Raw genomic sequence first — 25,396 nt, 5'->3', positions numbered from 1 at the left:
TATGTCTTTAGACTATGGTCGCCCTTTTCCTATGGGCAGTCATTATGATGGCTATGGAGTAAATTTTACACTCTTTAGTGAAAATGCCACTAAAGTCATTCTTTGCCTGTTTGATAAAGCAGGCAAAGAGATCCGCTACCCATTACCGGGTAAAACTGGCTCAATTTGGCATGGGTATTTGCCCGGAGCAGGGCCAGGTTTACATTATGGTTATCGTGTAGAAGGTGAATGGGATCCAGAGCAAGGATTATTCTATCAACCTCAGCAACTATTATTAGATCCTTATGCAAAACAGGTGACGGGTATTGTTGATAATACATTACCTTACACCTCCCCTGTTTTTAATGCATTAGAGCATGATGATAGTGCGATTACACCTAAAGCAGTTATCACAGATGATAGTGGCTGTTTTTGTCATTCTTATAAAGAAAAAGGCACTTATCAGCGTTTAAATACACCGTGGTCAGAAACCATTATTTACGAAGGACATGTAAAAGGACTGACAATACTGCATCCTGAAATACCTGAGAAATTGCGGGGCACTTATGCAGCATTAGGACACCCTGCTTTTATTTCACATCTGAAAAAATTAGGTATTACGGCATTAGAATTATTGCCTGTTCAATATCATTTAACAGAGCCACATCTTCATAAAATCGGTTTAAAAAACTATTGGGGTTATAACGTATTAGCGCCTTTCGCTTTATCTACTCAGTATTATTCTAATTCAGGTCGCAATATTATTGATGAATTTCGAGAAGCCGTAAGATGCCTACATAAAGCCAATATTGAAGTAATTTTAGATGTGGTATTTAACCATACTGCGGAATTAAGTGATCAATTCGAAGGCTATATTGTTTCGCAACGTGGTATTGATAACCAAAGCTATTATTGGCTAAACGACGAAAACAAAGCTCAAAATTGGACGGGTTGTGGTAATACGCTCAACTTAAGTCGCCCAGAAACGGTGCAGTGGGTTATGGATTGCCTGCGTTATTGGGTGACAGAATTTCATATTGATGGTTTTCGTTTTGATTTGGCGACAAGTCTTGGCCGGGTTCCCTATTTTGATACTCAATCACCTCTATTGACGGCTATTCGACAAGATCCGCTATTGTCACGCATTAAACTTATTGCAGAGCCTTGGGACTTAGGCTCTGATGGTTATCAAGTCGGTAATTTTCCTGTTCCATTTACAGAATGGAATGATAGTTATCGTGATGTTATTCGTCGTTTTTGGTTATGGCGTGATGTCTCTATTGCGACATTTGCAGACAATATTACAGGCTCAGCAAAGCTGTATCACAAAAATGGCAGACCCCCCTATTCTAGCGTCAATATGATAACTAGCCACGACGGCTTTACACTACGGGATTTAGTGAGTTATCAGAATAAACATAACGAGGAAAATGGAGAATCAAACCTAGATGGACATAACACCAATTACAGTGTGAATTTTGGTGAAGAAGGTTTGATAGTTGACGAAAAAATAAATCAATACAGATTGCTTGCAATAAGGAACATGCTGGCAACGCTACTGCTTTCTAGAGGAACACCTCATTTACTCGCCGGTGATGAAGTGGGTAATACGCAATATGGTAATAACAACGCTTATTGTCAGGATAATAAAGTCAGTTGGATCAAATGGTTTCAACAGCCTTACAACTTAACTGATTACATCCGCCACCTTATTGAATTACGTCACCAAATTACACCTTTAAGTTCGCTTAAATGGTGGGAAGAAGATAACCAAAATGTCATTTGGTTCAATCAGAATGCTCAACCTATGAGTCATGAAGATTGGCAACAACTTCCCCCCTCACCATTACAACTTCTTTTAGCGCAACAATGGATCTTAATGTTTAACCCATTAAGAAACAGCGCCATTTTTTCTTTACCTGAAGGGTCTTGGTCTTGCTTGCTTGATACGGCTAGCTGGCCTGATTGTCACCCAACACAATCTCAGCATTGTGAAGTACAACCTAACAGTATCACCCTTTGGCGAAATAGCGTTTTTTATACTCAGTCTTCTACTGAAAAATTACCCATTATTTCCTCCCAAGTTAAGTAATTTGATTGGAGTGCTATAACTATGATGACAACAGAACAAGGCCAAAAATTAATGTTGGCACAACAACTTCCTAAAGAGGCAATTGCACTCGTTTTAGCGGGAGGTCGTGGTACACGCTTAAAAGCATTGACTTCAAAACGTGCTAAACCGGCGGTTTTCTTTGGTGGGAAATTTCGAATTATCGACTTTACGCTATCAAACTGTCTTAACTCAGGGATCCGTCGTATTGGTGTAATTACCCAATATCAGTCACACTCTTTAGTTCAACATATTCAGCGTGGTTGGTCATTCTTCAACGAAGATATGAATGAGTTTGTTGATTTATTACCGGCTCAGCAACGTTGTAATACCGAACATTGGTATATGGGTACCGCTGATGCTATCTATCAAAACCTCGATATTCTTCGTAGCTACAAAGCAAAATATGTCGTTATTTTAGCTGGCGATCATATTTATAAAATGAACTACGCCCGTTTATTACTTGATCACGTTGAAAATAAATCAAAATTCACAGTGGCTTGTATTCGTGTTCCTAAAGAAGATGCATTCCAATTTGGTATTATGGATATCGATGAAAATCGTCGAGTACTCAATTTCTTAGAAAAACCATCAAACCCACCTTGTATTCCTGATGATCCTGAACATTCATTAGCAAGTATGGGTATTTATGTGGTTGATAGAGATTACCTCTTTGATTTATTAGAAGAAGATAGCCGTGATCCAAATTCACACCATGACTTTGGCCAAGATATCATTCCTAAAATTACTGAACGTGGCGATGTTCTTGCTCACCCATTTGAACTCTCTTGTGTCAGTTCAGATCCTTCAGTACCACCATACTGGCGCGATGTAGGAACTATTGAAGCATATTGGTCTGCTAACCTCGACTTAGCCTCTGTAACACCAGAGCTTGATATGTATGCGAAAGATTGGCCAATCCGTACCTTTATGACTCCGTTACCGCCAGCTAAATTTGTCCAAGATAATCATGGTGAACATGGACAAATGATGAACTCCTTGATTGCTGACGGTTGTATTATCAATGGATCAACACTCTATTCATCTATCCTATTCCCATTAGTTCGCGTTGAATCTTTCTGCCATATCGAAGATTCCGTGATTTTACCTGATGTGACTGTGAGCCATCATTGCTACTTAAAACGCTGCATTATTGAGCGTAGCTGTACTATTCCAGAAGGTACTGTTATTGGGATGAATGCCGAAGAAGATGCGGCACGTTTCCACCGTACTGAAGAAGGTATTGTGCTTGTAACAAGAGAAATGCTTGAGCAACTCGCACTTAATGAAAAAGAAAATCCAACTGAAACAACTGCAGAAAAAAAACCTCAAAATGAGGAGGCATTTTCGTGAATGTCCTTCACTGTTGTTCTGAACTATTCCCCCTGCTAAAAACAGGGGGATTAGCTGATGTTATGGGCTCTTTGCCTTTAGCTCAGAAAAAAATAGGCTTAGATGCACGGGTTGTTATACCCGCGTTTCCTGCTATCAAAGATAATATCCCCGATCTCAAATTAGTGACTAATATCGATACCTTTGCAGGTAATATTTCTCTGCTTTATGGCCAATACCAAGGTGTTGATATTTATCTTATTGATGCACCTCATCTTTATCAACGTACTGGTAGTCCTTATCACGATCAACATCAACATCCTTATGGTGATAATGTCTTTCGTTTTGCTTTATTAGGTTGGGTGGCAAGCGAATTATCAGCGGGATTAGATCCTTTATGGCGAGCTGATATTGTTCACGCCCATGATTGGCATGCAGGACTTGCTTGTGCCTATTTAGCATTTAAACATTATTCAGCAAAATCTGTTTTTACTGTTCATAATCTGGCTTATAAAGGTGAATTCTCACCTTATCATCTGCATCAACTTGAATTACCTGATTACAGTTTTTCAATTAATGGACTGGAATATTACGGACAAATTTCATTCCTAAAAGCAGGTCTTTTTTATGCTAACCACATTACGACAGTCAGCCCAACTTATGCCAAAGAGATAACCACTCAAGAATTTGGCTACGGTTTAGAGGGGTTATTGCGTCAACGTGCTTATGAACAGCGATTAAGTGGCATCTTAAATGGCGTTGATGAGGCGGTTTGGGATCCTGCAAAAGATAGCTTAATTACACGTCGTTATGATGTTAAAAACCTGAATAAGCGTTTAGAAAACAAAACTGCATTACAGAAAAAATGTGGTTTACCTGTCAAAAATAATGCTCCTCTTTTTGCGGCTGTCAGTCGTTTAACTTCGCAAAAAGGGCTCGATTTAGTTATTGAAACGCTTCCTAATATCGTTGAACAAGGTGGTCAGTTTGTTTTATTAGGTACTGGCGATAGTCACCTTGAAGCGGCATTTTTACACGCACAACAACAGTATCCTCAAAATGTAGCGGTTCATATTGGTTATGACGAAAGTTTTTCACACCAAGTTGTCGCCGGTGCTGATGTGATTATGGTGCCTAGTCGTTTTGAACCTTGTGGATTAACTCAGTTATATGGCTTGAAATATGGAGCCCTACCTTTAGTGAGATACACGGGCGGATTAGCCGATACGGTTAATGATTGTTCATTAGAAAATTTAGCGCATCACCAAGCTACAGGTTTTGTTTTCTATGAAGCGACAACTGACTCTTTGCGTCAGGCTATTAATCGTGCTTTTACCTTATGGAGTATGCCTAAACAGTGGCAACAAGCTCAAACTGATGGCATGAATCAAACTATTTTTAGTTGGGAAACCGCTGCAAAAACGTATGCGACACTGTATCAACATTTATAGATATGAGGTCTATTCGAGCCAGTGGATAACAAAAAGAGATTTATAATGAAAAATTTATGTGAGTTTGATTATTTATCACCTGATAAGGATATTGAATCATTAAAACGTTCTATTGTTTATAAACTAATGTTTATTGTTGGTACGTCGCCAAAATATGCAACACCAACAGATTGGTTAAATGCAACCTCTTATGCCATTAGAGACCGTTTAGTTGAACGCTGGTTAAAATCAACCAAAGCAGAGCTTTCACCGAAAGTAAAACAGGTTTATTACATTTCGATGGAATTTCTTATGGGGCGTTTTTTAACCAATGCCATGCTCTCTTTAGGTGTTTATCACGAAGTTAAAGAGGCTTTAAAAGAGTTAGGTCTTGATCTTGAAAAACAAATCGAACTTGAGCCCGATCCTGGTTTAGGTAATGGTGGTTTAGGTCGTTTGGCTGCTTGTTTCCTTGATTCTTGTGCCACATTAGGTTATCCCGTTACGGGTTATGGTATTCGTTATGAATACGGAATGTTCCGCCAACAAATTCAGAATGGCGAACAACATGAAGTTGCGGATAACTGGCTTGAAAAAGGTAACCCTTGGGAATTCCCTCGTCATGATCTGCAATTTGAAGTAGATTTTGGCGGACGTTTACAGCAAGAAGGTGAGAAAAATTATTGGGTTGATACTTTCAACGTAATGGCACAACCTTATGACTCTATTGTTCCGGGTTATAACACACAAGCGACAGATACCATTCGTTTATGGTCAGCTAAATCAAATGTGGCGTTTAACTTAGGTAAATTTAATAAAGGTGAATATTTAGAGGCAACAGAGGCTAAAGATCGCTCTGAAAATATTTCTCGTATTCTTTATCCTGATGATTCAACAACATCAGGTAAAATATTGCGTTTACAACAAGAATATTTCTTAGTAAGTGCTTCTGTTCAAGATATTTTGCAACGTCATTATCATTTGCATCAACGCTTTGATAATCTAAAAGATTTTATTGCAATTCATCTTAATGACACTCACCCTGTTCTTGCTATTCCTGAACTAATGCGTCAGCTAATTGATAATCATGGATTTAGTTGGGATGAAGCATGGGAACAAACTATTCATATATTCTCATACACCAACCATACATTAATGGGTGAAGCATTAGAGACTTGGCCTGTTGATATGCTTGGTCGTTCGCTTCCTCGTCATTTACAAATCATTTTCCAAATCAATGATAAATTTTTGAAACAAGTTAGAGAGCAATTCCCTAACGATAACGACTTATTACGTCGTGTTTCTATTATTGATGAAGAAAATGGCCGTAATGTTCGTATGGCATGGTTAGCGGTTATTATTAGTCATCAGGTTAATGGTGTTTCTGAGCTTCATAGCCAATTAATGGTGCAATCTTTATTTGCTGATTTTGCGATGATCTATCCTAAGAAATTCTGCAATATTACCAATGGGATCACACCACGTCGTTGGCTGGCATTAGCAAATCCATCTCTCTCTCAAGCAATTGATAGCCATATTGGTACTAATTGGCGAACCAATTTAGAGCAGTTGGGTGAGTTAATGCCATTGGTGAAAGATAAAAATTTCTTGCGCCAATTAAAAGATTCAAAACGTATCAATAAACAAAATCTTGCGCAAATCATTAAGGAAGATTTAAATATTGATATTAACCCTGATGCGCTGTTTGATGTGCAAATCAAGCGTATTCATGAATATAAACGCCAACTTCTCAATGTGTTAGGCATTATCACTCGTTATAATCGCATTTTAGAAAATCCAGAGAAAAACTGGGTACCTCGCGTATTTATTTTTGGAGGTAAGGCTGCATCAGCTTATTATAATGCGAAGAAAATTATCAATCTTATCAACGATATTGCCAATAAGATTAATAATGACGAGCGAATTAAAGACAAACTAAAAGTGATCTTTATTCCTAATTACGGCGTAAGCTTAGCGCAACACATTATTCCAGCTGCAGATTTATCTGAGCAAATATCATTAGCAGGAACAGAAGCTTCTGGTACAGGGAATATGAAATTTGCCCTAAATGGCGCATTAACTATCGGTACACTTGACGGTGCTAATATTGAAATTGGTGAGCATGTTGGTTTTGATAATATGTTTATCTTTGGTCACAATGCACAAGAAGTGGCAGAGTTAAGACAGCGTTATTCCCCTCGTCGTTATTACGATGAAGATATCGAATTACACACTGCGCTTAATCAAATCGCTAATGGTTTCTTTAATCCAACTTATCCTGATAAATACAAATCAATTTTCGATAGCTTAATTGAATTTGGTGATCATTATCAGGTATTAGCCGATTATCGTAGTTATGTTGATACGCAAGATAATGTTGATGTGCTTTATCAAGATGAAGATGCTTGGTTGAAAAAATCCGCGTTAAATATCTGCCAAATGGGCTATTTCTCTGCGGATCGCGCGGTAACAGAATATATGCAACGAATTTGGAAAGCTTCTGCGATTACATTGTAAAAATTAAGCTAAATTTCTAAGGACAGAACAGTAACCGCGCTTTATTGCGCGGTTTTTGCTTTTATTGGTTAAGCGGTTTAATAAAATTAGATTTTAATACGGTAGGCACAACGTCTTGCGCCTTCTAAGATATATTCAACACGTTGTAGTTCTACCCCTAGTGTTTCAGAAAATAGCTCTTTCTCTGTATTACAAAAACCTTGGCACACTTTAGCTGCTGCACAAATTGGGCAATGATCTTCAATAAAAAGATACTCGTTATCTTTTACTTGCTCCCAGTGTGCCATATAGCCCTCTTGGCTACGCAGTGTGGCTAAAATATCTAAACGGTCTGTGAGTTCATCTGAATCTTTTATTGCTTGTGTGTAGCGCTGATAACTCTGTTTCTTTCGTGCTAAAATAATTTTTTCGATAGCACTTTCACCCAATTCTTCACGAATAGTCAGTAAAATCTGAGCGGTTAATTCAGCATGTGTATCAGGAAATTGTTTCTGTCCTAATTCGGTTAAATGCCAATATTGAATAGGTCTTCCAACACCTTTTGGTTCAGTTATCGCTTCAACAAGTCCTGCATTAGCAAGTTTTACAAATTGTTGTCTTGCGGCTTCACCACTTGTACCAAGACGTTGCCCAATCTCATTTGCTTGCATAGGCCCATGTTTTTTAATTAAAAATAGAATTTTATCGCCAACAGTACGTTGAGCAGGATAATTATATTCCAAGTTTTTTCTTGACATATTAAGCGTCTCAGTATTTATTTATCCAAGTTTTACCTTGGTAATTTAACGAAGCTATGTCGTAATAGCAATAAAAGAAGGATATTTTTTCTAATGCACCCAAATAATAATAGCCAATGGCGTGATCTCTTTTCAGGACGGAATGGTGCAATTTCCTTTGCCCTCTCTTTTGGTGTCGTGATCCACGCGATTAATATTTTAATGGCAACCACTATTTTGCCTTCTGTTGTAACTGATATTGGTGGAATGGGATTATATGCATGGAATACCACGCTATTTGTAGCAGCTTCAATTATTGGCTCAGTATTATCTGCTCGTTTGCTCAATTTGTTGGGCGCTAAAGGTGCCTATTTAGCCAGTACAGTATTATTTTTTATTGGTAGTTTGTTGTGTGCAGTTGCACCTAAAATGGAAGTGATGCTAATTGGTCGATTTGTTCAGGGCCTTGGTGGTGGGCTTTTATTTGCCCTTTCTTACGCCATGGTAAATATCGTTTACGATCAAGCATTATGGCCAAGAGCAATGGCATTAATTTCAGGTATGTGGGGTGTTGCTACATTAATTGGCCCTGCTATTGGCGGTATTTTTGCTCAATTAGATGCTTGGCGTTATGCCTTTGGTATTATGCTACCTATCATGCTTTTTTATGGAATTTATCTGTGGTTTATCTTACCCAAGAATGACAATGACGCTCCAAAATCAACATCACAAAGCTTGCCTTATCTTCAGTTAATAATTTTAACAGTTGCCGTTCTGCTTATTTCATCGGGTAGTCTTTCTTCCTCACTTACCATTAATTTACTGAGTATCGTGGTTGTGTTTGGTTTAATTGGTGTGCTTATTTTTTGTGAGAAACGCCTTGCTGTTCGATTGCTACCCACTAATACGTTTAAAGGTCTCTCTTTACATGCACTTTTGTATTTAACTATTTCGTTATTAGCTATTGGTATGACTTGTGAGATCTTTGTCCCTTATTATCTACAAAGCTTACATATGCAAACACCTTTAGCTTCAGGTTATATGAGTGCATTAATGGCATTAGGTTGGACAGTTGCTGAAGTAATTAGCGCAAGTTGGCAAGGTGCTAAAATGCGTTTTAGTATTTTAAGTGGCCCTATTATTGTTTTTATCGGTTTGCTGGTGTTGGCTTTTGTTATTCCAAACCCACTACTGCAATCAGAAAACGCGGTTAGTCTTTTTATTATTTTATTTGCGTTGTTCTTGGTGGGTTATGGTATTGGTTTTGGTTGGCCTCATTTATTAACTCGTATATTGCAAGCTGCTTCCACGCAAGATAAAGATATTGCAGGCGCTTCAATTACAACCGTACAACTGTTTGCAACCGCATTAGGCTCTGCATTTGCAGGTATGATAGTTAACTTGAATGGTTTTAATAGTGGTACTCCTGAAGGGCTTTCTTCTTCTGCATCTGCTCTATTCTTATTTTTAGCATTAGCACCGTTAATGGCGATTTATACGGCATGGAAAATAACGCGTTGTTCTTATTAATCCTTATTTTTAATGTCATATAAAACACAAAAGAGGTGATATATTTTCGCCTCTTTTTTATTAAAACATTGGTTTTATTTATGAAAGATCCTATTTTTTATTCTGTCAAAATACCTTTTAACGATAAAAGGAGTTTTTATGACAAATATTTTTTCAAAACCTGCAATTTTAAATAATAATTCTAATGTTGTTTTTAACAAAGAACCATTAAATAATTATGGGAATTTTTTAAATAATATAAAAAATATTAAAAACACCTATTTAGATATCTCCATATGTGATAATAATAAAAGAAAAGAGATCACTGTAGACATTGCGGATCTCAGTAAAAAATTAATATCAAAAATACGAGATCTATATACACCAGAAGAAATATCCTCTTACAGGGTCGATATAAAAAACCCAGAAAAATCAACAAGTTTATTAAATGAAGCCTATAAAAAAGTAGATGACAATATTTTAGATTGGTGGATAAATGAAAAGAAAGTTCTCCCTTCTTCAATAATTAATCGGACAATTGACAATTTATATCGTAATGAAAAGATTATTGTGGATAAAGAGACTAAGCAATGTTTATTTTCTTTAATATCTCATGAATTTAATCTAGAACTAGATAGTAACGTTGCTCAAAGTACACTGATCCAGCAATTACAAGATATTCCTGAAGTAGTAAAAGCAATAGATGATTTGGGAATTTCTGATAACTCATATTTAAAATATGAAGTCTATTGTTTATTGGCTGGAAATATCTACAATTTTTTATCAGGAAATGAAAATAAAGTTAATTTTTCTGAAATAAAAGAAGCAATTAAAGAAATAGCGCAACGAAAATTCGGTGTTCCTAAAAGTGAATTAGGTGGTTTTTCTTTTTATCCTGTATTTACACTCGCTTTCTGTAAAAATTAAACTATTGATCTAGTTTTAGACATTGCGTATAAATAGATATACATTTTATCTAACTTAAGTGAAATAAGAAACCGCAATGACCTCACATCTTACACTACAAAATATTGATGCCCTCTCATCCCCTGGTGGGCATTACTCTCATGTTGTGACTGCAAACAATATGTCGTTTATTTCTGGGTTATTACCCTTAGATAAACAAGGTAATCCATTGGCAGACAAGCCCGTTGAAGTTCAAATTACACAAGTGCTTGAAAACTTAAATGCTTGTCTTCTCGGAATTAATGCAAAGAAAACCGATATTGCTCAAGTTAAAGTCTATGTGACAGATATTAACGAGTGGCCTATTGTTAATGAACTATACGCAAAATGGATTGGTGAGCACAGACCAGCAAGATTAGTCGCAGGTGTAAAAGAGCTCCATTTTGGGAGCAAAATTGAAATTGAAGCCGTGGTGATCAAGGAGCAATCTTATGAATAAGTTGTCTATTCCTACCTATAAAGATGTTGCAGAAGCCCATCAACGCATTCTGCCTTATCTTAATAAAACACCTGTTTTAACCTCTCGCACGATTAATGAGCTAACAGGAGCACAGTTTTATTTTAAGTGTGAAAACTTTCAACGAATGGGAGCATTTAAATTCCGTGGTGCGATGAATGCGTTATCTCAATTTAATGATCAACAATGTAAAAATGGTGTTGTGACTTTTTCATCAGGTAATCATGCTCAGGCAATTGCCTTATCGGCAAAGCTATTAGGTATTCCTGCAACAATTATCATGCCTGAAGATGCACCAAAGGCAAAAATGGAAGCAACAAAAGGCTATGGTGGTCGTGTGATCACTTATAATCGTTATACAGAAGATCGCGAAGAAATTGGGCAACAATTAGCACAAAAAGAAGGCTTAACATTAATTCCACCTTACGATCACCCTCATATTATTGCGGGGCAAGGTACTGCTGCCAAAGAGCTATTCGATGAAGTGGGTGAATTAGATATGCTATTTGTTCCATTAGGTGGTGGTGGATTACTTTCTGGCTCTTTATTATCAACCAAAGCCCTCTCACCGCAATGTAAAATATACGGTGTTGAGCCTTTAGCTGGAAATGACGGACAACAATCATTACGCAAAGGCGAAATCATTCATATTGATACCCCGAAAACAATTGCAGATGGCGCGCAAACTCAGCATCTAGGCAATTATACTTTTGAGATTATTCGTAATAATGTGGACGATATTTTAACTGCAACAGATGAAGAGTTAATTTCGGCTATGCAGTTTTACGCCCAGCGAATGAAAATAATTGTAGAGCCAACGGGTTGTTTAAGTTTAGCCGCAGCGCGTCAATTTGGTGATAAATTTAAAGGTAAAAAAATCGGTATTATTATCAGTGGCGGTAATGTCGATATCGCGCAATATGGTCACTTTTTAGCACAATAAACCATTGCCCCTTATGTATGTCCTAATATTAAAAAAGCAGTATAGAAAAGCCTATACTGCTTGAAAGGATCAACATACAACCCCAATCAATTAAAATAACGGGGGCGTTTATTTGATCACTGTTTAATTAAGTGAAAAAGTGATACCTGCTTCTTTACATAATTGAGTTAGATTTTCTTTTAGTTGTTGATTTTCATCAGACAATAAATCCAGTTGTGGCAAACGCATATGACCACCATCTAAACCACGCATAGTTAATGCTGATTTAAATATTGCCATATTCGCACCAGACTTAAGTGCATCACTAAATTTCACACAAAATTGTTGCCAATGTTTCGCTTCTTGATAGTTACCTGCAATATAGGCTTTATACATATTCACAAATGGCTCAGGGAACACACAAGCACAACCTGAAACTGTACCATCACAACCTGCATCTAATAACCCTAAGAATAATTTGTCGTAGCCGTGAAGAACTGAAAAACCTTCTGCAACCGCAAGATAACTTAATGTTGTATTGTTATCAGCAAAACTGTATTTAATACCAATTACATTTTTACACTGTTGTTGTACTTTTGCCGCTAATTCAGGCTTTATATTATTTGCAGCACATTGGGGAATGTTATACAGATAAACAGGGAAATTATCCGGTACGCTGTTTGCTACTGTTACAAAATAATTTTCTAATTCTCTGTCTGTTGCACTAAAAAATTGTGGTGTCACCACACCAATACCATCAGCACCAACTTCAACAGCATGTTTGGCTAATTCAATGGTTTCATTTAATGTCATTGCACCAACATGAATAAAGACAGGTAAACGTTTATTCGCCGTTTCGACAACGGTTTTTGCAACATTTTTACGTTCTAACGCGGATAAACGCAACATCTCACCTGTTGTACCACAAGGATAAAGGCAATCAACACCCTTGGTTACTAACATTTCAGTTAATGCAGATAACGCTTTAATATCCACTTGATCGTTCAAATCAAACGGAGTAACCATTGCCACTGTAACGCCAAATAATTTTTTCATATAAAGACCTTTATTAAATCAGATTGCTTCAACAATAACTTTAATTGCCAACATACCCGGATCATCTAAACCAATAGATTTTTCTGGGAACATACGAGCTCGACCTAATAAATTAGGTTTTTGGCGGTATTCATTAAGCGTACTATCGATGCTTTGTAAGGCTACTGCTTTTAGATTATCGATAGCTAAAATGGGTTTTAACGCTTCAGATAAATGGTAAAGAATATCGAGTACAGATTTTTGCCCTAATTCCCCTTTTCCTCTCGCCATCATGCTTTGATAGGCAACGGTTAATAGCGGTGAAATGTCGGAGGGCGATATTTCTTGAAGTTGGTTTTCTTTGCAATATTTTGCCATGGCCATAAAAGCTGTTGCTTGCAATGTACCAAAAGAAGAAGCACAGGCTTTTTGTAATGATTTACTGCATTGAAAAAATGCTTTGCTGAGATCATCAGGCCAATCATGTGAATCGTCGGCAATTTGCCGCCAGCCTTTTTGCATGGTGATCCCCAAATCCCCATCACCTAGGCGGCTATCTGCTTCACAAAGCATTGGTTGAGATTGCTCACAAGCGATGGCGATACGCACAACCGCTTGTTTGAGCATTTCAAGTGTAATATTCATCGTTATACCCTCCAGAATGCACAATGAGCCGGTGCATTCATCAAGGCTTCTAGCTCCTCATCTAACTTGCACAATGTTAAGCTTGCACCTGTCATTTCCATAGATGTGGCATAACGGCCGACCAATGGGTGCACAATGGTTGCACCTGTTTTATTGATCAGTTGTGCAATTTTATTGTACAGAATATAAAGCTCTTCTAATGGCGTTGCGCCTAAAGAGTTAACTAATACAGAGACTTTATCCCCTGCTTTTAATGATAATTCCGTTTGTAGACGTTCAAACATCTCTTGTGCAATATCATCTGCACTACGTAATTTATCACGCCAAATTCCTGGCTCACCGTGAATGCCCATCCCCATTTCCATTTCATCTTCACCAATTTCAAAAGTAGGATGGCCTACTGCGGGTAAGGTACAAGATGTCAACGCACAGCCAATAGTTCGGGTGTTTTCCATGGTTTTTTGAGCAATACGCGTAACTTCATCAAGCGTTGCACCTTCTTCTGCTTTTGCTCCTGCCATTTTAAAACCATAGATCATCCCAGCAACACCACGGCGTTTGTGCGCTTCTTCTGGTTTTGCTGAAGCCACATCATCAGCGGCTAAAACAGTTGTACAACGAATATCATCTTCAAAATCAACCGTTTCAGTCGCCATATCAAAATTCATAATATCGCCACCGTAATTACCATAAAGTAGCAATACACCTAAGCCATTGTTGGCTTCACGAATGGCATCGGCCATTAAATCTGCTGAAGGCGAAGCAAAAACATCACCTACAGCGGCAGCATCGAGTAACCCTTCACCGACATATCCGGTAAATACAGGTAAGTGACCTGAACCACCGCCAGTTACAATCCCCACTTTGGGCTTATCTGTTTTTTTCGAACGAGTAATCAATCTTGACTGTGGTTGGCGATAAATATCACTATGAGCAAGGCATAAACCTGCTAATGTTTCATTGACATAATTTTCTGGCTTATTTAATATTTTTTTCATGTGATCACCCGATATTTTTATTTATCTGCTGATTTCTGACACCTTAAATAAACTGACTTTATTTAAGGTGAGTTTTCCCTGATACTTAAAAAAGTATCTCTCTATGATTAAATGTTTAATAATAAATATGAGTATTAAATAGGTTATTTTATTTAGCTTTAAATGCACCTCTAATTTGCATTACTACAATGAGTAGAAATACACTTGCTAATACCATCGAAATAGGTCTGTTAACGAAATTAATTAAGTCACCATCAGATTTCATTAATGATGAGAGTAAATTCTTTTCTAACATTGGCCCTAAGATCATGCCCAAAATAATCGGTGATATTGGGAATTTTCGTTCTTGAAGGAAATAGCCGATAACGCCCATTACCAACATAACAACAATAGAAGACATCGTATTTGTGATTGCATAAGAGCCGACAAGACTAAATAAGATAATTGCTGGATAGATAATCGCATTATCAATAGCAACAATCTTTTTCAATAAATTGACAACAATAAAAGCAATCGGTAATAAAATTAGGTTAGCGATAAAGAAAATAATAAAAACGGCATATAACTTATCAGGATTGAATAAAAACAGTGTTGGCCCTGGTTGCATATCTTTCATATACAATACACCAATAATAATTGCAGCCGCAGAATCGCCCGGAATACCAAAGACTAAAGAAGGTATCCAACTTCCTGCTAAGCTTGCATTATTGCTCGCTGAAGCATCAACAATACCTTCCTCAGAGCCATGACCATATTTCTCTGGTTTTTTAGAGAGCTTCTTTGAAACAGCATACGAGATCCATGCCGCAATATCGGCGCCAGCACCCGGTAAAGCACCAATTAATGTTCCTATTATTCCGCTACGGAAAATACCGCCTTTACGTTGGCGAACAACGCCACCAACCCCTTTAAAAATATTGTAAGAGTTATTTTCGGCATTCGCTTCGTTTAGCGTAATTTGCTTTTTTTTCCAACGTTCAACGTAATATTTAATTGCACCCGAAATTGCAAATAATCCTATCATTGCTGGAATAAAGCTTACTCCTTGCATTAAAGAGACTTCACCAAAAGTAAAGCGAGCTTGTCCGGTAAACTCATCGTAACCAATAGTGGCTAGTGCGATACCAAAGAACAGCGCTAATAGGCTTTTTCGAATATGTGAACCTGAAACTATGGTTGCGCAGCTAAGCCCAATTAAAGAGAGCCACATATATTCATAAGAGCTAAATTTTAAAGCAAACTCAGCTAAAATTGGTGCTGTGGACGCTAATATAATCGTACCGATAACGCCACCAATGACAGAGCTTGTTAATGACATGCCCAGTACGCGGTTTGTTTTGCCCTCTTTAACTAAAGAGTGCGCATCATTGGTATAGGCTGCCGATGCTGGCGTACCCGGAATATTTAATAAGGCACCAGGAATATCGCCTGCAAATATAGAAGAGGCTCCGACAGAAATCATTAAGGCTAATGCAGGTATGGGATCGAGGAAAAAAGTAAATGGCACCATTAATGCGATGGCCATTGTTGATGTTAACCCAGGAATTGCACCAACAAATAAGCCAAATAAACAAGCACCAATAATGACAAGTATTGTTGTGTAATCAATATAAGCAAGGGCGCTAATTAATATATCCATACTGTTGTTCTCTATTTATGAAAATAGCTGAGGTAGCGGTACTAACAGTACAGCGGTAAATAAGTAATACACACCTAACACCACACTGGCTGAAATAATAAAACTGTATATAGGTTTTGTTATTGCATACTTCATCATTAGCGGTGCTGTAATAATTAAACCTGTTAAAATAAAACCTAGATAATCTGATGCAAAAACATAAAAAAGAATAATGCCAATAATTAATAAAACAAATTTGATTTCATGCCATGAAACTAATGGAATATCACTTTCTTGATCACGTGAAAATATATCGATTAATGAAAATATAATCATGCCACCGCCAATAATGGAAGGCATAAATGCGGCACCATATTCACTAAAATCACCTAATGAATACGCACTATAAACAATAAGAAATAAACCAAAGCAACAAAATATTAGCGATATAATATGACGATTTAGCATAGGCATAAAAACGGCTGTTGTTCAGCCGTTTCCTCAGTTATTTCTTTATAATTTCACCAAACTTTTTATCTTCATTGGCCATAAATTGAGTGGCATCATCGCCATATAATTCGATAACTTCAAAACCTTGTTTATTTGCAAACTCGGCTAATTCACCAGAGGCATACACTTTTTTCATTGCCGCAGTGAGTTTATCTTGTACTTCTTTATCTAGCCCTTTTGGCGCAACTAGCATATTCCACGCTTGCAGATCCCAATTATAAGGTGTGGCTTCTTTGAATAACGGTACATCAGGATAAAAAGCCGATTTCTCATTTGACATAACTGCCATATGTTTCACTAATCCAGCTTTTACCATGCTGTCCGCTTCACCTAATGAAGAAGTCACAATATCAACACCACCAGAAGCAAGCTCTTGTAATGCAGCACTTGCACCTTGTGATGGAATAAAGCGAATGGCGTTATCAGGTAACCCTGCGGCACGCAACATACCAATCGTATTGAGATGCCAGATTGAATTTAAGCCGCTACCCGATGCTTTTAACTTGCCCGGATTTGTTTTCGCGTAATCAATAATTTCCTGTGCATTTTTAAATGGCGAAGATTTTCCAACTTGTAATCCACCATAAATAACGGCAAGGCGTGTAATCGGTGTGTAATCTTGATAAGTTAAATTCGTCATTCCCTGATGATGCATCATGGTAATTTCAACTGTTGCAATCCCCAGCGTGTAACCATCGGGCTTTGCATTTTTAATCGCATCGTGACCTACAACTCCACTACCGCCAGTTTTATTTACCACATTAACAGTCACGCCCAATTCTTCTTGTAGCCCTTTAGCTGCTAGGCGTGCAACTGTATCAGTATTACCTCCAGCAGCCCAAGGAACAACAATAGTAATCGGCTTTTCAGGGTATTGAGCAAAAGCCGGAAGTGTAAAAATGGAACTGCATAGGGTAAATGCCAGAAGTGTTTTTTTCATTATATGCACCTTTTCTCATTGCAGATTATGTGTGGTCGAATATCTTCGAGCCTTGATTTAAGGCGAGCCTGAACTTGAGAAAGCACAGGCATTGCTGTTACGCCTTTTTGTTCTATAAATGCAGAGAGGAAAGCACTGGCAAATAATACACTCTCATGCATTGTGCCTCCCGCCGCTATTTTTGAAGCAAATGCGCCATTAAAAGCATCCGTGGCTGCCATCGTATCCACTCGCAACGATGGCATTGGGGGTATATGAAATGTGGCTCGTCCATCAAAATAAACCACACCAAGCTCATCCATATAGATAATGACTTTCTTGTTTTCATCACCTGAAATAACGTCAATAGCCTGTTTAGCGTCATTAATATCGTTTATTTCAATGTCAGCCCAATGTGATGCTTGATTCGCATTTAAGGTAATAAAATCAAGATTTGAATAAAGTTGCTTTAGGTTTTCGTTATAAGGTGCAACATTAAGTACAACTGTTTTATTAACTGATTTTGCAAACAGTGCGGCTTTAATATTGGCTTCTATATTAATTTCACCTTGGAGCAATAACACATCAGCTTCACTTACATAAGGCAAAGAAATATCAATTTCTTGATCTGAGAATGTATTGTTCGCACCTAAATAAGTCGCTGTAATATTATTTTGTGTTTTATCAGCTAAATAACTAATTGAACTACCTGTTGGTTCTATTTCTGTTTGAAAAATAGTAAAAGAATCAATCCCACTTTCTTGTAAATATTTATAAGCGTATTTACTAAAATGATCTTCACCCACTTTCGTTATTAAGTGCACTTTCGCATCAGAAAAACTGGCAGCCATTGCTTGATTTGTTCCTTTTCCACCAGGGCCTATCGAATTACTTTTAGAGTTAATTAACTCACCAACTTTTGGAAAAGAATCGACATTGGCAATAATATCTACCACAAACGACCCAAGCACACAGACTTTGCCTTCAGGCTTTCTATCTTTACGTTCTCTCACGATTAATAAATCGTGCAATAAACATGAAATATCAAAACTATCACTAAATTTACTTATTTTTTTAATTTCTTGTTTCCCTAGTATGGCGCCACCATGACAACGTTTGATCAACCCTTCTCCTTCAAGGTATTTCAAATCACTGCGGATAGTTTCTAATGTGACACTGAATCTTTCCGCAAGCTGAGCCACTTTAACTTTCTTTTGTTCCCTGATGATGGTGTAAATTTCCTGCCGCCGTTCTTCTGAAAACATATAAAGTGCCTCCGTATCATTGATAACGAGAATAAGGAGATTAGGTCAGTGATTCTGCGATGGTATTCAAAACAAAAAACCAAAAGCAAAAGCAAAACCAAACCGAAGCAATTTAGATCACATTTCTTTAACACAATATCAATTGGTATACGTTAAAAGTGAGAGGTGAAACGAGTCGAATAAAGAATGGTGATTAAGAAAAGAGAGGTAGAATCAGCCGTTCAAAGACGGCTGATAAAATAACGACTTATATTATTACAGAAATGATAATTCTAAAATGTAAATATTATGTTAGATAAAATCACCTTGATATTTAATTTAACAAGGCATTAAGCAAATAAAAACCCACTAATGTGAGTAAAACCACCACTAAGGTATTACGTATTTTAAGCGCCAATCCTACACATAATAAGGTTCCCCAAAGATAAGGATTATCTAAAAAACCTTTAAATTCTCCTTTTTCTAACAGCACGATTGGCGCACAGATTGCTGTTAATAAACAAGGTGCAGAATATCCTAATGCTTGTCTGATCACTGACGGTAATTTGACGGGGATCGCCGGTTCAAGAAAGAAATAACGCAACATGAAAATGACCAGTGCCAAAATTAATAATAACGACCATGTCATTTTTGTTCTCCTCTTGCTCTAGCGACACAAACAGCAATAAACATGCCTGTTAATCCACCAATAACTACGCCACCTTCTATATTCAACCAACTAAAAATAATCGAGAGACAAAAAGAGACAATAACGCCGACTAACGTACTAAATGTTTTTATTAACGGAATAACAATCGCTAATAAAGTAGCAACAATAGAAAAATCAAGATGATAACGAGATAAATCAGAAACTTGACTTGCCATAATAATGCCAACAATACTGACAGCCACCCACGCTAAATAAAAACATAATCCCGCACCTATCATATAAGCGGGTGTGAGTTTTACTTTTGGTTGTGCTGAAACGGCAAAAAGCTCATCCGTTAATAAAAAACCTATCGTGATACGTTGATACCATTTTAAATGGGCAACATGTGGACGTAAGGTCAATCCGTATAAAAGATGTTGTGCTGTAATAAAAAAGACAGAAACAATAATGGTCATCATTCCTGCACCAGAAACCACTAATCCTAGTGTGACTAGTTGTGCAGCTCCTGCAAATATAATTGCAGACATTCCGACACTTTGAGCAAAGCTCAACCCTGCATCAACTGCCATTGATCCTGCTAATATTCCCCAAGGAATAACTGCAAGGCATAAAGGCAAAACATGCAAAGCACCAAGGCCGAAAGTACACATTACTTGCCTATCTTCATTATTATTTTTGATTTTTTCCATTTACCTGTCTTCACTTCTAATGCATTAATTCTATGGAGAATGATTATCAGTCAGTAAAGATAAATGGGATTGTATAAAATTGCTATTTTGTTTTTTTATTACGCTGTATTTTTTTACTATCATTTATTTTTTATGACAATAAAGGGGATTTTAAAGAGGATGACAATCGAAGCCCTTTTAAATAATTACCCGGCGTGACACCAATGGCATTTTTAAAATGGCGATGAAAATGGCTTTGATCTGAAAAACCACAAAGTTGTGTAACATCAGAAAGCGTATGACCTAAAGAAAGTAATTGTCTTGCTTTGCGAATTCGCGCTTGAATAAGCCAAGCGTGGGGAGTCATGCCAATTTCTTTTTTAAATTGACGTAAAAAATGCCAAGGGCTTAAATTTACCATCTCGGCTAAGGTATTAAGTGAAAATTCATTTTCAGGTGTGTCATTCATTAATTCACTTACCCATTGCAAGCGTTGACCTATTGCACTCAACGGCTTTTCTTGAATTCGTGTTTTGCTATAACGCAATATCAACATTGCCATTGTTGAAAGTAACAGAGACTCTTTAAGTAGAAAATTATTGGGTTGTTCTAATAATGAAAAAAGCAATAAAAGCTGCTGACTTAAACCCGGATCGTGAATGACGGCATCAGGAAACCATGGCGTTGAACCACGCTCTTGCTGTAAATCACGCGTTAATGTTTGCAGATATTCTGGTGTGGGATAAATAGCTTGATACGCCCAACCAGATTCAACCGCAGAGGAGCCGGTATGAACTTCATCTGCATTAACAATAATGATATCGCCTTTAGGGGCTATATGTTCACTTCCTGTGCGATAAAACTGTTGTGCGCCATCATCAATTACACCAATACAGAAGCCTTCATGGGTATGGCGAGAGAAAGTTTGATATAAATATTCAGCTTGCAGATAAGCAAGGCTATTAAGCTCAGGAAGGTGAATAAGTTTAGCCTGCTCTTGTCGCATTGAATATTGACTCCATCAACAGTAAAAATCATCAGCTTGTATCATAAACACTATACTGATGATTGCATAAAATTGCTCAGTCTTACTCATGTCGTTGATGAATTTTTGCTGGAACAAAAATTTGATGAGATCCTAAATTTGTCTGGTTAATTAATCCCATAATCAGTCGGAAACAGTGTGAAGCTAACTCAGGGTTATTTTGAGCAATTGTATCTATGGGTATTGATAATGAATCATAAAGATAGTGATCATCAAAACCTGTCAAATAGACTTCATTTTGCATCTGTTTATTTTGACTTAGATAGCGCAACACTCCATCTAATAAGCCACAAGCAGAAGTAAAAACAAACTTAGGCGCTCGCCCTAGCGATGCACACAAAGAGCCAAACATTTCATAACCCGAACTTGGGTGATAATGTCCATGAATAACCCATTCTGATTTTAGATTGATTTGTGCTTGTGAAAGCCCTTGCGTAAAACCTAAAAGACGATCCTTAGTCGGTGAAAGTGTTGACTGCCCACCTAGAAAATAAAATTCATCAATACCTTTTGTCGAAGCAATTTCTGCAATAAGCTGTTGTGTTGCCGTTATTGAATCGGTGACAACAAAAGGCAATGTTGTTCCTTCAAAATATCGGTCAAATAACACAACAGGTATTTGTTTACTTAAACGTTGATATTCAAAATCACTTTGTAAACAAGAAGCCACAATTAAACCGTCAATTTGTCGTGATAACAGATGTTCTATTGCTAGCGTTTCTTGAGCCGCGTTTTCATCAGTACAGGAAATAAGTAACTGGATACCCGCATCTCTGCATAATATTTCTAGCTCATAAGCCATGGAAGCAAAACCATAGTTAGTAATATCAGGAATAACTAATCCCAACGCATAACTACGATTATCACGTAAAGAGCGAGCATGAATATTAGGCTTATACTGATATTGTTCAGCAATAGTCGTAATACGCGCGATGGTATCATCCGAAACGCGCATCTCTTTACCTCGGCCATTTAACACCAAGCTTGCCGTTGTTTTTGAAACACCGGCTAATTTTGCAATGTCGGTGATCGTGATACGTTTTTGTTTTTTCACTGTTATTCTACTTAATGTCACGTTCGCTAAATTTAAACTGTGTATATAATCTTATTTAGCTAAGTAATATATTCTTTAATTGCCAAGTTGTAAGATTTATGGTGTCTTTTCCCAAAAAACAAATAGTCCGTTTTTCTGAAGGAAAAAAACGACTACTCATTACGCCAGCACCACCATTAAAGAAAATCTCTACACTTGAGCTATCACATAATATTTGAAGATCTTTTATCTCACCAGACCAGAAACGTGATTGCCATTCCCCGTTTTTAACACTACGGCGTTTTAGTACGGCTTGATTATTTTCAATAAGTAAAACAAGAGTATCAGAAAAATGAATAGTAAGAGAGCCGAATAGTTCTACTTCAAGTTCAAATAAAAATCCGCTAATATCTGGCGCATCATCAGCAATACCCTGCCAATATGCTGGCTTTTGTCTGAGTTGCTGTAACTCCTTTACGGGTTGTTGATAAAGCTTCCCTTCTTTTATATGTAATTCGCGAGGGCAAGTCATTTGGTGTATCCAACCATTAGCAATGGTCGGTTGATACATCTCTTCACCATCAGGAACTCCCATCCAACCAAATAATAAACGTCTACCATTCGCTAATGTTGTTTGAGGTGCGTAAAACTCAAAACCTGCATCTAGTTCGATTAAATCACCATGCTGAAATTGCAATGTTGAATAATCAAAATCTCCTATTAAATAGGCACTAGAATGCGAATTTAAAAATCGCTGTTGCTCTTTTTTTATACCTTGGGGACATGTTAATAAAATAAAATGATCATCTAATTCAAAGAGATCTGGGCATTCCCACATATAACCCGCATCAGCTAACCCGCCTAAATAACTTCCCGCTAACTCGCCGACTAATTGCCATTGATATAAGTGAGATGCACGATAGAGTAAAACTTTTCCTTGTTTATCTAAATTTTGTGCGCCTAATACCATGTACCAGACATCATTATATTGCCATATCTTCGGATCACGGACATGACCACTATAACCTTCAGGAAGCCCTAATACAGGCCCTAACTTATCAAACCCTCCCTGCTTATTTTCAATAGCTAAACATTGCCATGCCGTACGAGAGCCATCCTCAAATTTGACATTACCAGTATAACAAAGGGTTAATTGCCCTTGGTGGATCACGGCACTACCGGAATAACAGCCATCTTTGTCGTAAAATTCATCAGGCAATAAAGCAATAGGTTGATGCTGCCAAGTAATCAAATCATTTGAGCGCCAATGACCCCAACATTTATGTTTGTGCTCACAAGACAAAGGGTTCCATTGATAAAATAGATGATAATATTCGCCATCAAAACAAAACCCATTGGGATCATTTAATAACCCAGTTACTGGCGCTAAATGCCAATGCGGATAATATTTATCTTTTATGGTTTTAGCGCTATTACGCATGACCGATTGTAAAATCGCAGATAACCCTTCGTTTGTGTTCATTTATGCAGACTCCACTTTGTATTTCAGCAAAAGAGAGATAACAAACGCAGTCACAAAGGCAATCACAAGGCCAATAATATAGTTCATCATTGAACCTGCTTGCACGATTGCAATACCCGGAATGGCAGTCAACCCTACGGCTGTCATATAAACATGCGAGCCTACAACCCAAGCGCCTCCAGCTGCACCACCAATTAAAGCCGCAATAAATGGTTTTCCATAACGTAAATTGATCCCGAAAATGGCAGCTTCAGTAATGCCTAACATAGCGGAGAAGCCTGAGGGGATCGTAATAGCTTTAATTTTTGCATCATTGGTTTTAAACCAAACAGCAATACAAGCTCCCCCTTGAGCAATATTTGCCATCGCCCAAATTGGCAATAAAAAATTAACCCCAATATTTGGGTTGCCTAATAAACCAGCTTCAACTGCATGAAAACTATGATGAATACCTGTAATAACAATCACAGAATAGAGTCCACCAAAAATCAGCCCTGCAATCCAACCCGCTTGTGTAATTAAGGTGCTTAATAATAATGAAATACCGTCACCTAAAAGGCGACCAACAGGCCCTATGACTAATAACGCGACAAACCCTGAAATAATGACGGTTAAAAATGGCGTGATAATTAAATCGAGGGCATTAGGAACAACTTTACGTAATTGTTTTTCCAATACACTCATAAACCAAACGGCAAGTAATACTGGAAAAACAGTGCCTTGATAACCAATCATGGCGACTTCTAATCCAAAGAAATTCATGGTGTTAAAACCCGCAGCAACGCCCCACGCATTAGTTAATGCGGGATGCGTTAGAATTCCACCGAGTGTTGCACCAAGATAAGGATTTCCGCCAAACTCCTTTGCGGCTGTAAAGCCAATTAAAATAGGTAAAATAATAAATGCCGCAGAGCTACACATATCAAGCATGATATAGAGTGCATTATCAGGACTTACCCATTGGTTAGTTTTCATTAATCCCAGTAATCCCATTAATAAACCTGACGCCACAATAGCGGGAATAATGGGAACAAAGATATTAGAAAGCAGTCTGGCAATACGTTGAAATGGATTGAGTTTTTTAGCCGCAATATTGGCAGCTTCAGATTTGCTTGATTCACCAATGCCGGCAGCCGCAATAAATGCAGCATGAACTTTATTGACTAAGCCAGTACCAAAAATCACTTGAATTTGCCCTGCGTTACTAAAACACCCTTTCACACCCTCTAATTTATTGATTGCCTCTTTATCAGCTTTAGTGTCATCGACTAATACAAGTCTTAAACGAGTAGCACAATGCGCCGCACTGGCAATGTTTTCAGCACCTCCCAATAAAGGTACTAGTTGGCGAGCAATATTTTCAATATTCATCATAGCCTCAGTAACTCTTACTTCATTTATAAACGATTATTAATAGAAACCACAAAAACTAAAACGGTTTAGCTAATAACTTGATTAAATAAAAACCTATCTTAAATGGCAATAAATATGCGTATAAAAGCGTTTTATTTGTGATCTAAACGACAAAAAAACAGATAATTAATCTTATTTAGATAGTAAGAGAGAAGTGAATACAATCGACAGGCTAAA

At 37.4% G+C, this 25,396-nt stretch carries 22 protein-coding genes; 8 read left to right on the top strand and 14 right to left on the bottom strand.

Annotation, left to right across the window (positions count from 1 at the left end; all coding sequences use genetic code 11):
• Position 1: 1 nt before the first annotated feature.
• The 4 genes from glgX to glgP are packed head-to-tail and all read left to right on the top strand — an operon-like array spanning position 2 to position 7,368.
• Positions 2-2,071 carry a glycogen debranching protein GlgX gene (gene glgX / locus GWJ01_RS16355; RefSeq protein ID WP_161711323.1) on the top strand — a complete coding sequence of 690 codons (2,070 nt, stop codon included), beginning with the start codon at positions 2-4 and terminating at the stop codon, positions 2,069-2,071.
• 21 nt (positions 2,072-2,092) lie between these two features.
• Positions 2,093-3,442: a glucose-1-phosphate adenylyltransferase gene (gene glgC, locus GWJ01_RS16350; RefSeq protein ID WP_109402293.1), complete on the top strand. Its 1,350-nt coding sequence runs from the start codon at positions 2,093-2,095 to the stop codon at positions 3,440-3,442.
• On the top strand, positions 3,439-4,872 hold the full coding sequence (glgA, locus tag GWJ01_RS16345; RefSeq protein WP_161711322.1) for a glycogen synthase GlgA: 1,434 nt from the start codon (positions 3,439-3,441) through the stop codon (positions 4,870-4,872). Before glgC ends, glgA begins: the two co-directional genes overlap by 4 nt.
• A gap of 45 nt (positions 4,873-4,917) precedes the next feature.
• Positions 4,918-7,368 carry a glycogen/starch/alpha-glucan family phosphorylase gene (gene glgP / locus GWJ01_RS16340; protein WP_161711321.1) on the top strand — a complete coding sequence of 817 codons (2,451 nt, stop codon included), beginning with the start codon at positions 4,918-4,920 and terminating at the stop codon, positions 7,366-7,368.
• 86 nt (positions 7,369-7,454) lie between these two features.
• Here the strand turns inward: glgP and GWJ01_RS16335 are convergent, their stop codons facing one another.
• Positions 7,455-8,105 carry a helix-turn-helix transcriptional regulator gene (locus GWJ01_RS16335; protein WP_109402296.1) on the bottom strand — a complete coding sequence of 217 codons (651 nt, stop codon included), beginning with the start codon at positions 8,103-8,105 and terminating at the stop codon, positions 7,455-7,457.
• A gap of 93 nt (positions 8,106-8,198) precedes the next feature.
• Here GWJ01_RS16335 and GWJ01_RS16330 point away from each other — a divergent pair, with 93 nt between their 5' ends.
• The 4 genes from GWJ01_RS16330 (at position 8,199) to GWJ01_RS16315 (ending at position 11,959) form a co-directional block, all read left to right on the top strand.
• Positions 8,199-9,614, top strand: coding sequence for an MFS transporter (locus GWJ01_RS16330; RefSeq protein WP_161711320.1), 1,416 nt, complete (start codon positions 8,199-8,201; stop codon positions 9,612-9,614).
• Between the two features lie 138 nt (positions 9,615-9,752).
• Positions 9,753-10,520, top strand: a complete 768-nt coding sequence (locus GWJ01_RS16325; protein ID WP_161711319.1) for a hypothetical protein — start codon at positions 9,753-9,755, stop codon at positions 10,518-10,520.
• A 76-nt stretch (positions 10,521-10,596) separates the two neighbouring features.
• Positions 10,597-10,998, top strand: coding sequence for a RidA family protein (locus GWJ01_RS16320; protein ID WP_161711318.1), 402 nt, complete (start codon positions 10,597-10,599; stop codon positions 10,996-10,998).
• Positions 10,991-11,959: a threo-3-hydroxy-L-aspartate ammonia-lyase gene (locus GWJ01_RS16315; RefSeq protein WP_109402300.1), complete on the top strand. Its 969-nt coding sequence runs from the start codon at positions 10,991-10,993 to the stop codon at positions 11,957-11,959. The genes GWJ01_RS16320 and GWJ01_RS16315 overlap by 8 nt, the downstream gene beginning before the upstream one ends.
• Positions 11,960-12,082: 123 nt before the next feature.
• On the opposite strand, the gene GWJ01_RS16310 is transcribed toward GWJ01_RS16315, so the two are convergent.
• The 13 genes from GWJ01_RS16310 to GWJ01_RS16250 form a co-directional block, all read right to left on the bottom strand.
• Entirely contained in the window at positions 12,083-12,994 is a 912-nt protein-coding gene (locus GWJ01_RS16310) for a dihydrodipicolinate synthase family protein (RefSeq protein ID WP_161711317.1), read from the bottom strand.
• Between the two features lie 18 nt (positions 12,995-13,012).
• Positions 13,013-13,618, bottom strand: a complete 606-nt coding sequence (locus GWJ01_RS16305; protein ID WP_202611243.1) for a dihydroxyacetone kinase subunit L — start codon at positions 13,616-13,618, stop codon at positions 13,013-13,015.
• Between the two features lie 2 nt (positions 13,619-13,620).
• Positions 13,621-14,616 carry a dihydroxyacetone kinase subunit DhaK gene (locus GWJ01_RS16300; RefSeq protein WP_109402302.1) on the bottom strand — a complete coding sequence of 332 codons (996 nt, stop codon included), beginning with the start codon at positions 14,614-14,616 and terminating at the stop codon, positions 13,621-13,623.
• Between the two features lie 148 nt (positions 14,617-14,764).
• Positions 14,765-16,255, bottom strand: coding sequence for a tripartite tricarboxylate transporter permease (locus GWJ01_RS16295; RefSeq protein WP_109402303.1), 1,491 nt, complete (start codon positions 16,253-16,255; stop codon positions 14,765-14,767).
• 15 nt (positions 16,256-16,270) lie between these two features.
• A complete protein-coding gene (locus GWJ01_RS16290; RefSeq protein ID WP_161711316.1) occupies positions 16,271-16,708 on the bottom strand; it encodes a tripartite tricarboxylate transporter TctB family protein in 438 nt (145 codons plus the stop codon).
• A gap of 31 nt (positions 16,709-16,739) precedes the next feature.
• Positions 16,740-17,684 carry a tripartite tricarboxylate transporter substrate binding protein gene (locus tag GWJ01_RS16285; RefSeq protein WP_109402305.1) on the bottom strand — a complete coding sequence of 315 codons (945 nt, stop codon included), beginning with the start codon at positions 17,682-17,684 and terminating at the stop codon, positions 16,740-16,742.
• The gene (locus tag GWJ01_RS16280) at positions 17,684-18,928 is read right to left on the bottom strand and encodes a PfkB family carbohydrate kinase (RefSeq protein WP_098942785.1); all 1,245 of its coding nucleotides are present in this window, start codon (positions 18,926-18,928) and stop codon (positions 17,684-17,686) included. Before GWJ01_RS16280 ends, GWJ01_RS16285 begins: the two co-directional genes overlap by 1 nt.
• Before the next feature lie 313 nt (positions 18,929-19,241).
• On the bottom strand, positions 19,242-19,556 hold the full coding sequence (locus GWJ01_RS16275; RefSeq protein WP_109402306.1) for an AzlD domain-containing protein: 315 nt from the start codon (positions 19,554-19,556) through the stop codon (positions 19,242-19,244).
• Positions 19,553-20,266: an AzlC family ABC transporter permease gene (locus GWJ01_RS16270; RefSeq protein WP_237585721.1), complete on the bottom strand. Its 714-nt coding sequence runs from the start codon at positions 20,264-20,266 to the stop codon at positions 19,553-19,555. The genes GWJ01_RS16275 and GWJ01_RS16270 overlap by 4 nt, the downstream gene beginning before the upstream one ends.
• A 130-nt stretch (positions 20,267-20,396) precedes the next feature.
• The gene (locus GWJ01_RS16265) at positions 20,397-21,251 is read right to left on the bottom strand and encodes an AraC family transcriptional regulator (protein WP_109402307.1); all 855 of its coding nucleotides are present in this window, start codon (positions 21,249-21,251) and stop codon (positions 20,397-20,399) included.
• Between the two features lie 82 nt (positions 21,252-21,333).
• The gene (locus tag GWJ01_RS16260) at positions 21,334-22,344 is read right to left on the bottom strand and encodes a LacI family DNA-binding transcriptional regulator (protein WP_109402308.1); all 1,011 of its coding nucleotides are present in this window, start codon (positions 22,342-22,344) and stop codon (positions 21,334-21,336) included.
• Between the two features lie 55 nt (positions 22,345-22,399).
• The gene (locus GWJ01_RS16255; RefSeq protein WP_109402309.1) at positions 22,400-23,806 is read right to left on the bottom strand and encodes a sucrose-6-phosphate hydrolase; all 1,407 of its coding nucleotides are present in this window, start codon (positions 23,804-23,806) and stop codon (positions 22,400-22,402) included.
• Complete coding sequence (locus GWJ01_RS16250; protein WP_161711340.1) at positions 23,807-25,177, bottom strand: sucrose-specific PTS transporter subunit IIBC; 1,371 nt, start codon at positions 25,175-25,177, stop codon at positions 23,807-23,809.
• Between the last annotated feature and the right edge of the window lie 219 nt (positions 25,178-25,396).

The organism is Proteus sp. G2618 (assembly GCF_009915995.1).
Taxonomy (GTDB): Bacteria; Pseudomonadota; Gammaproteobacteria; order Enterobacterales; family Enterobacteriaceae; genus Proteus; species Proteus terrae.
The sequence above is the reverse complement of the archived record's forward strand: the minus strand, read 5'-3'. Positions and strand labels throughout refer to the sequence as shown.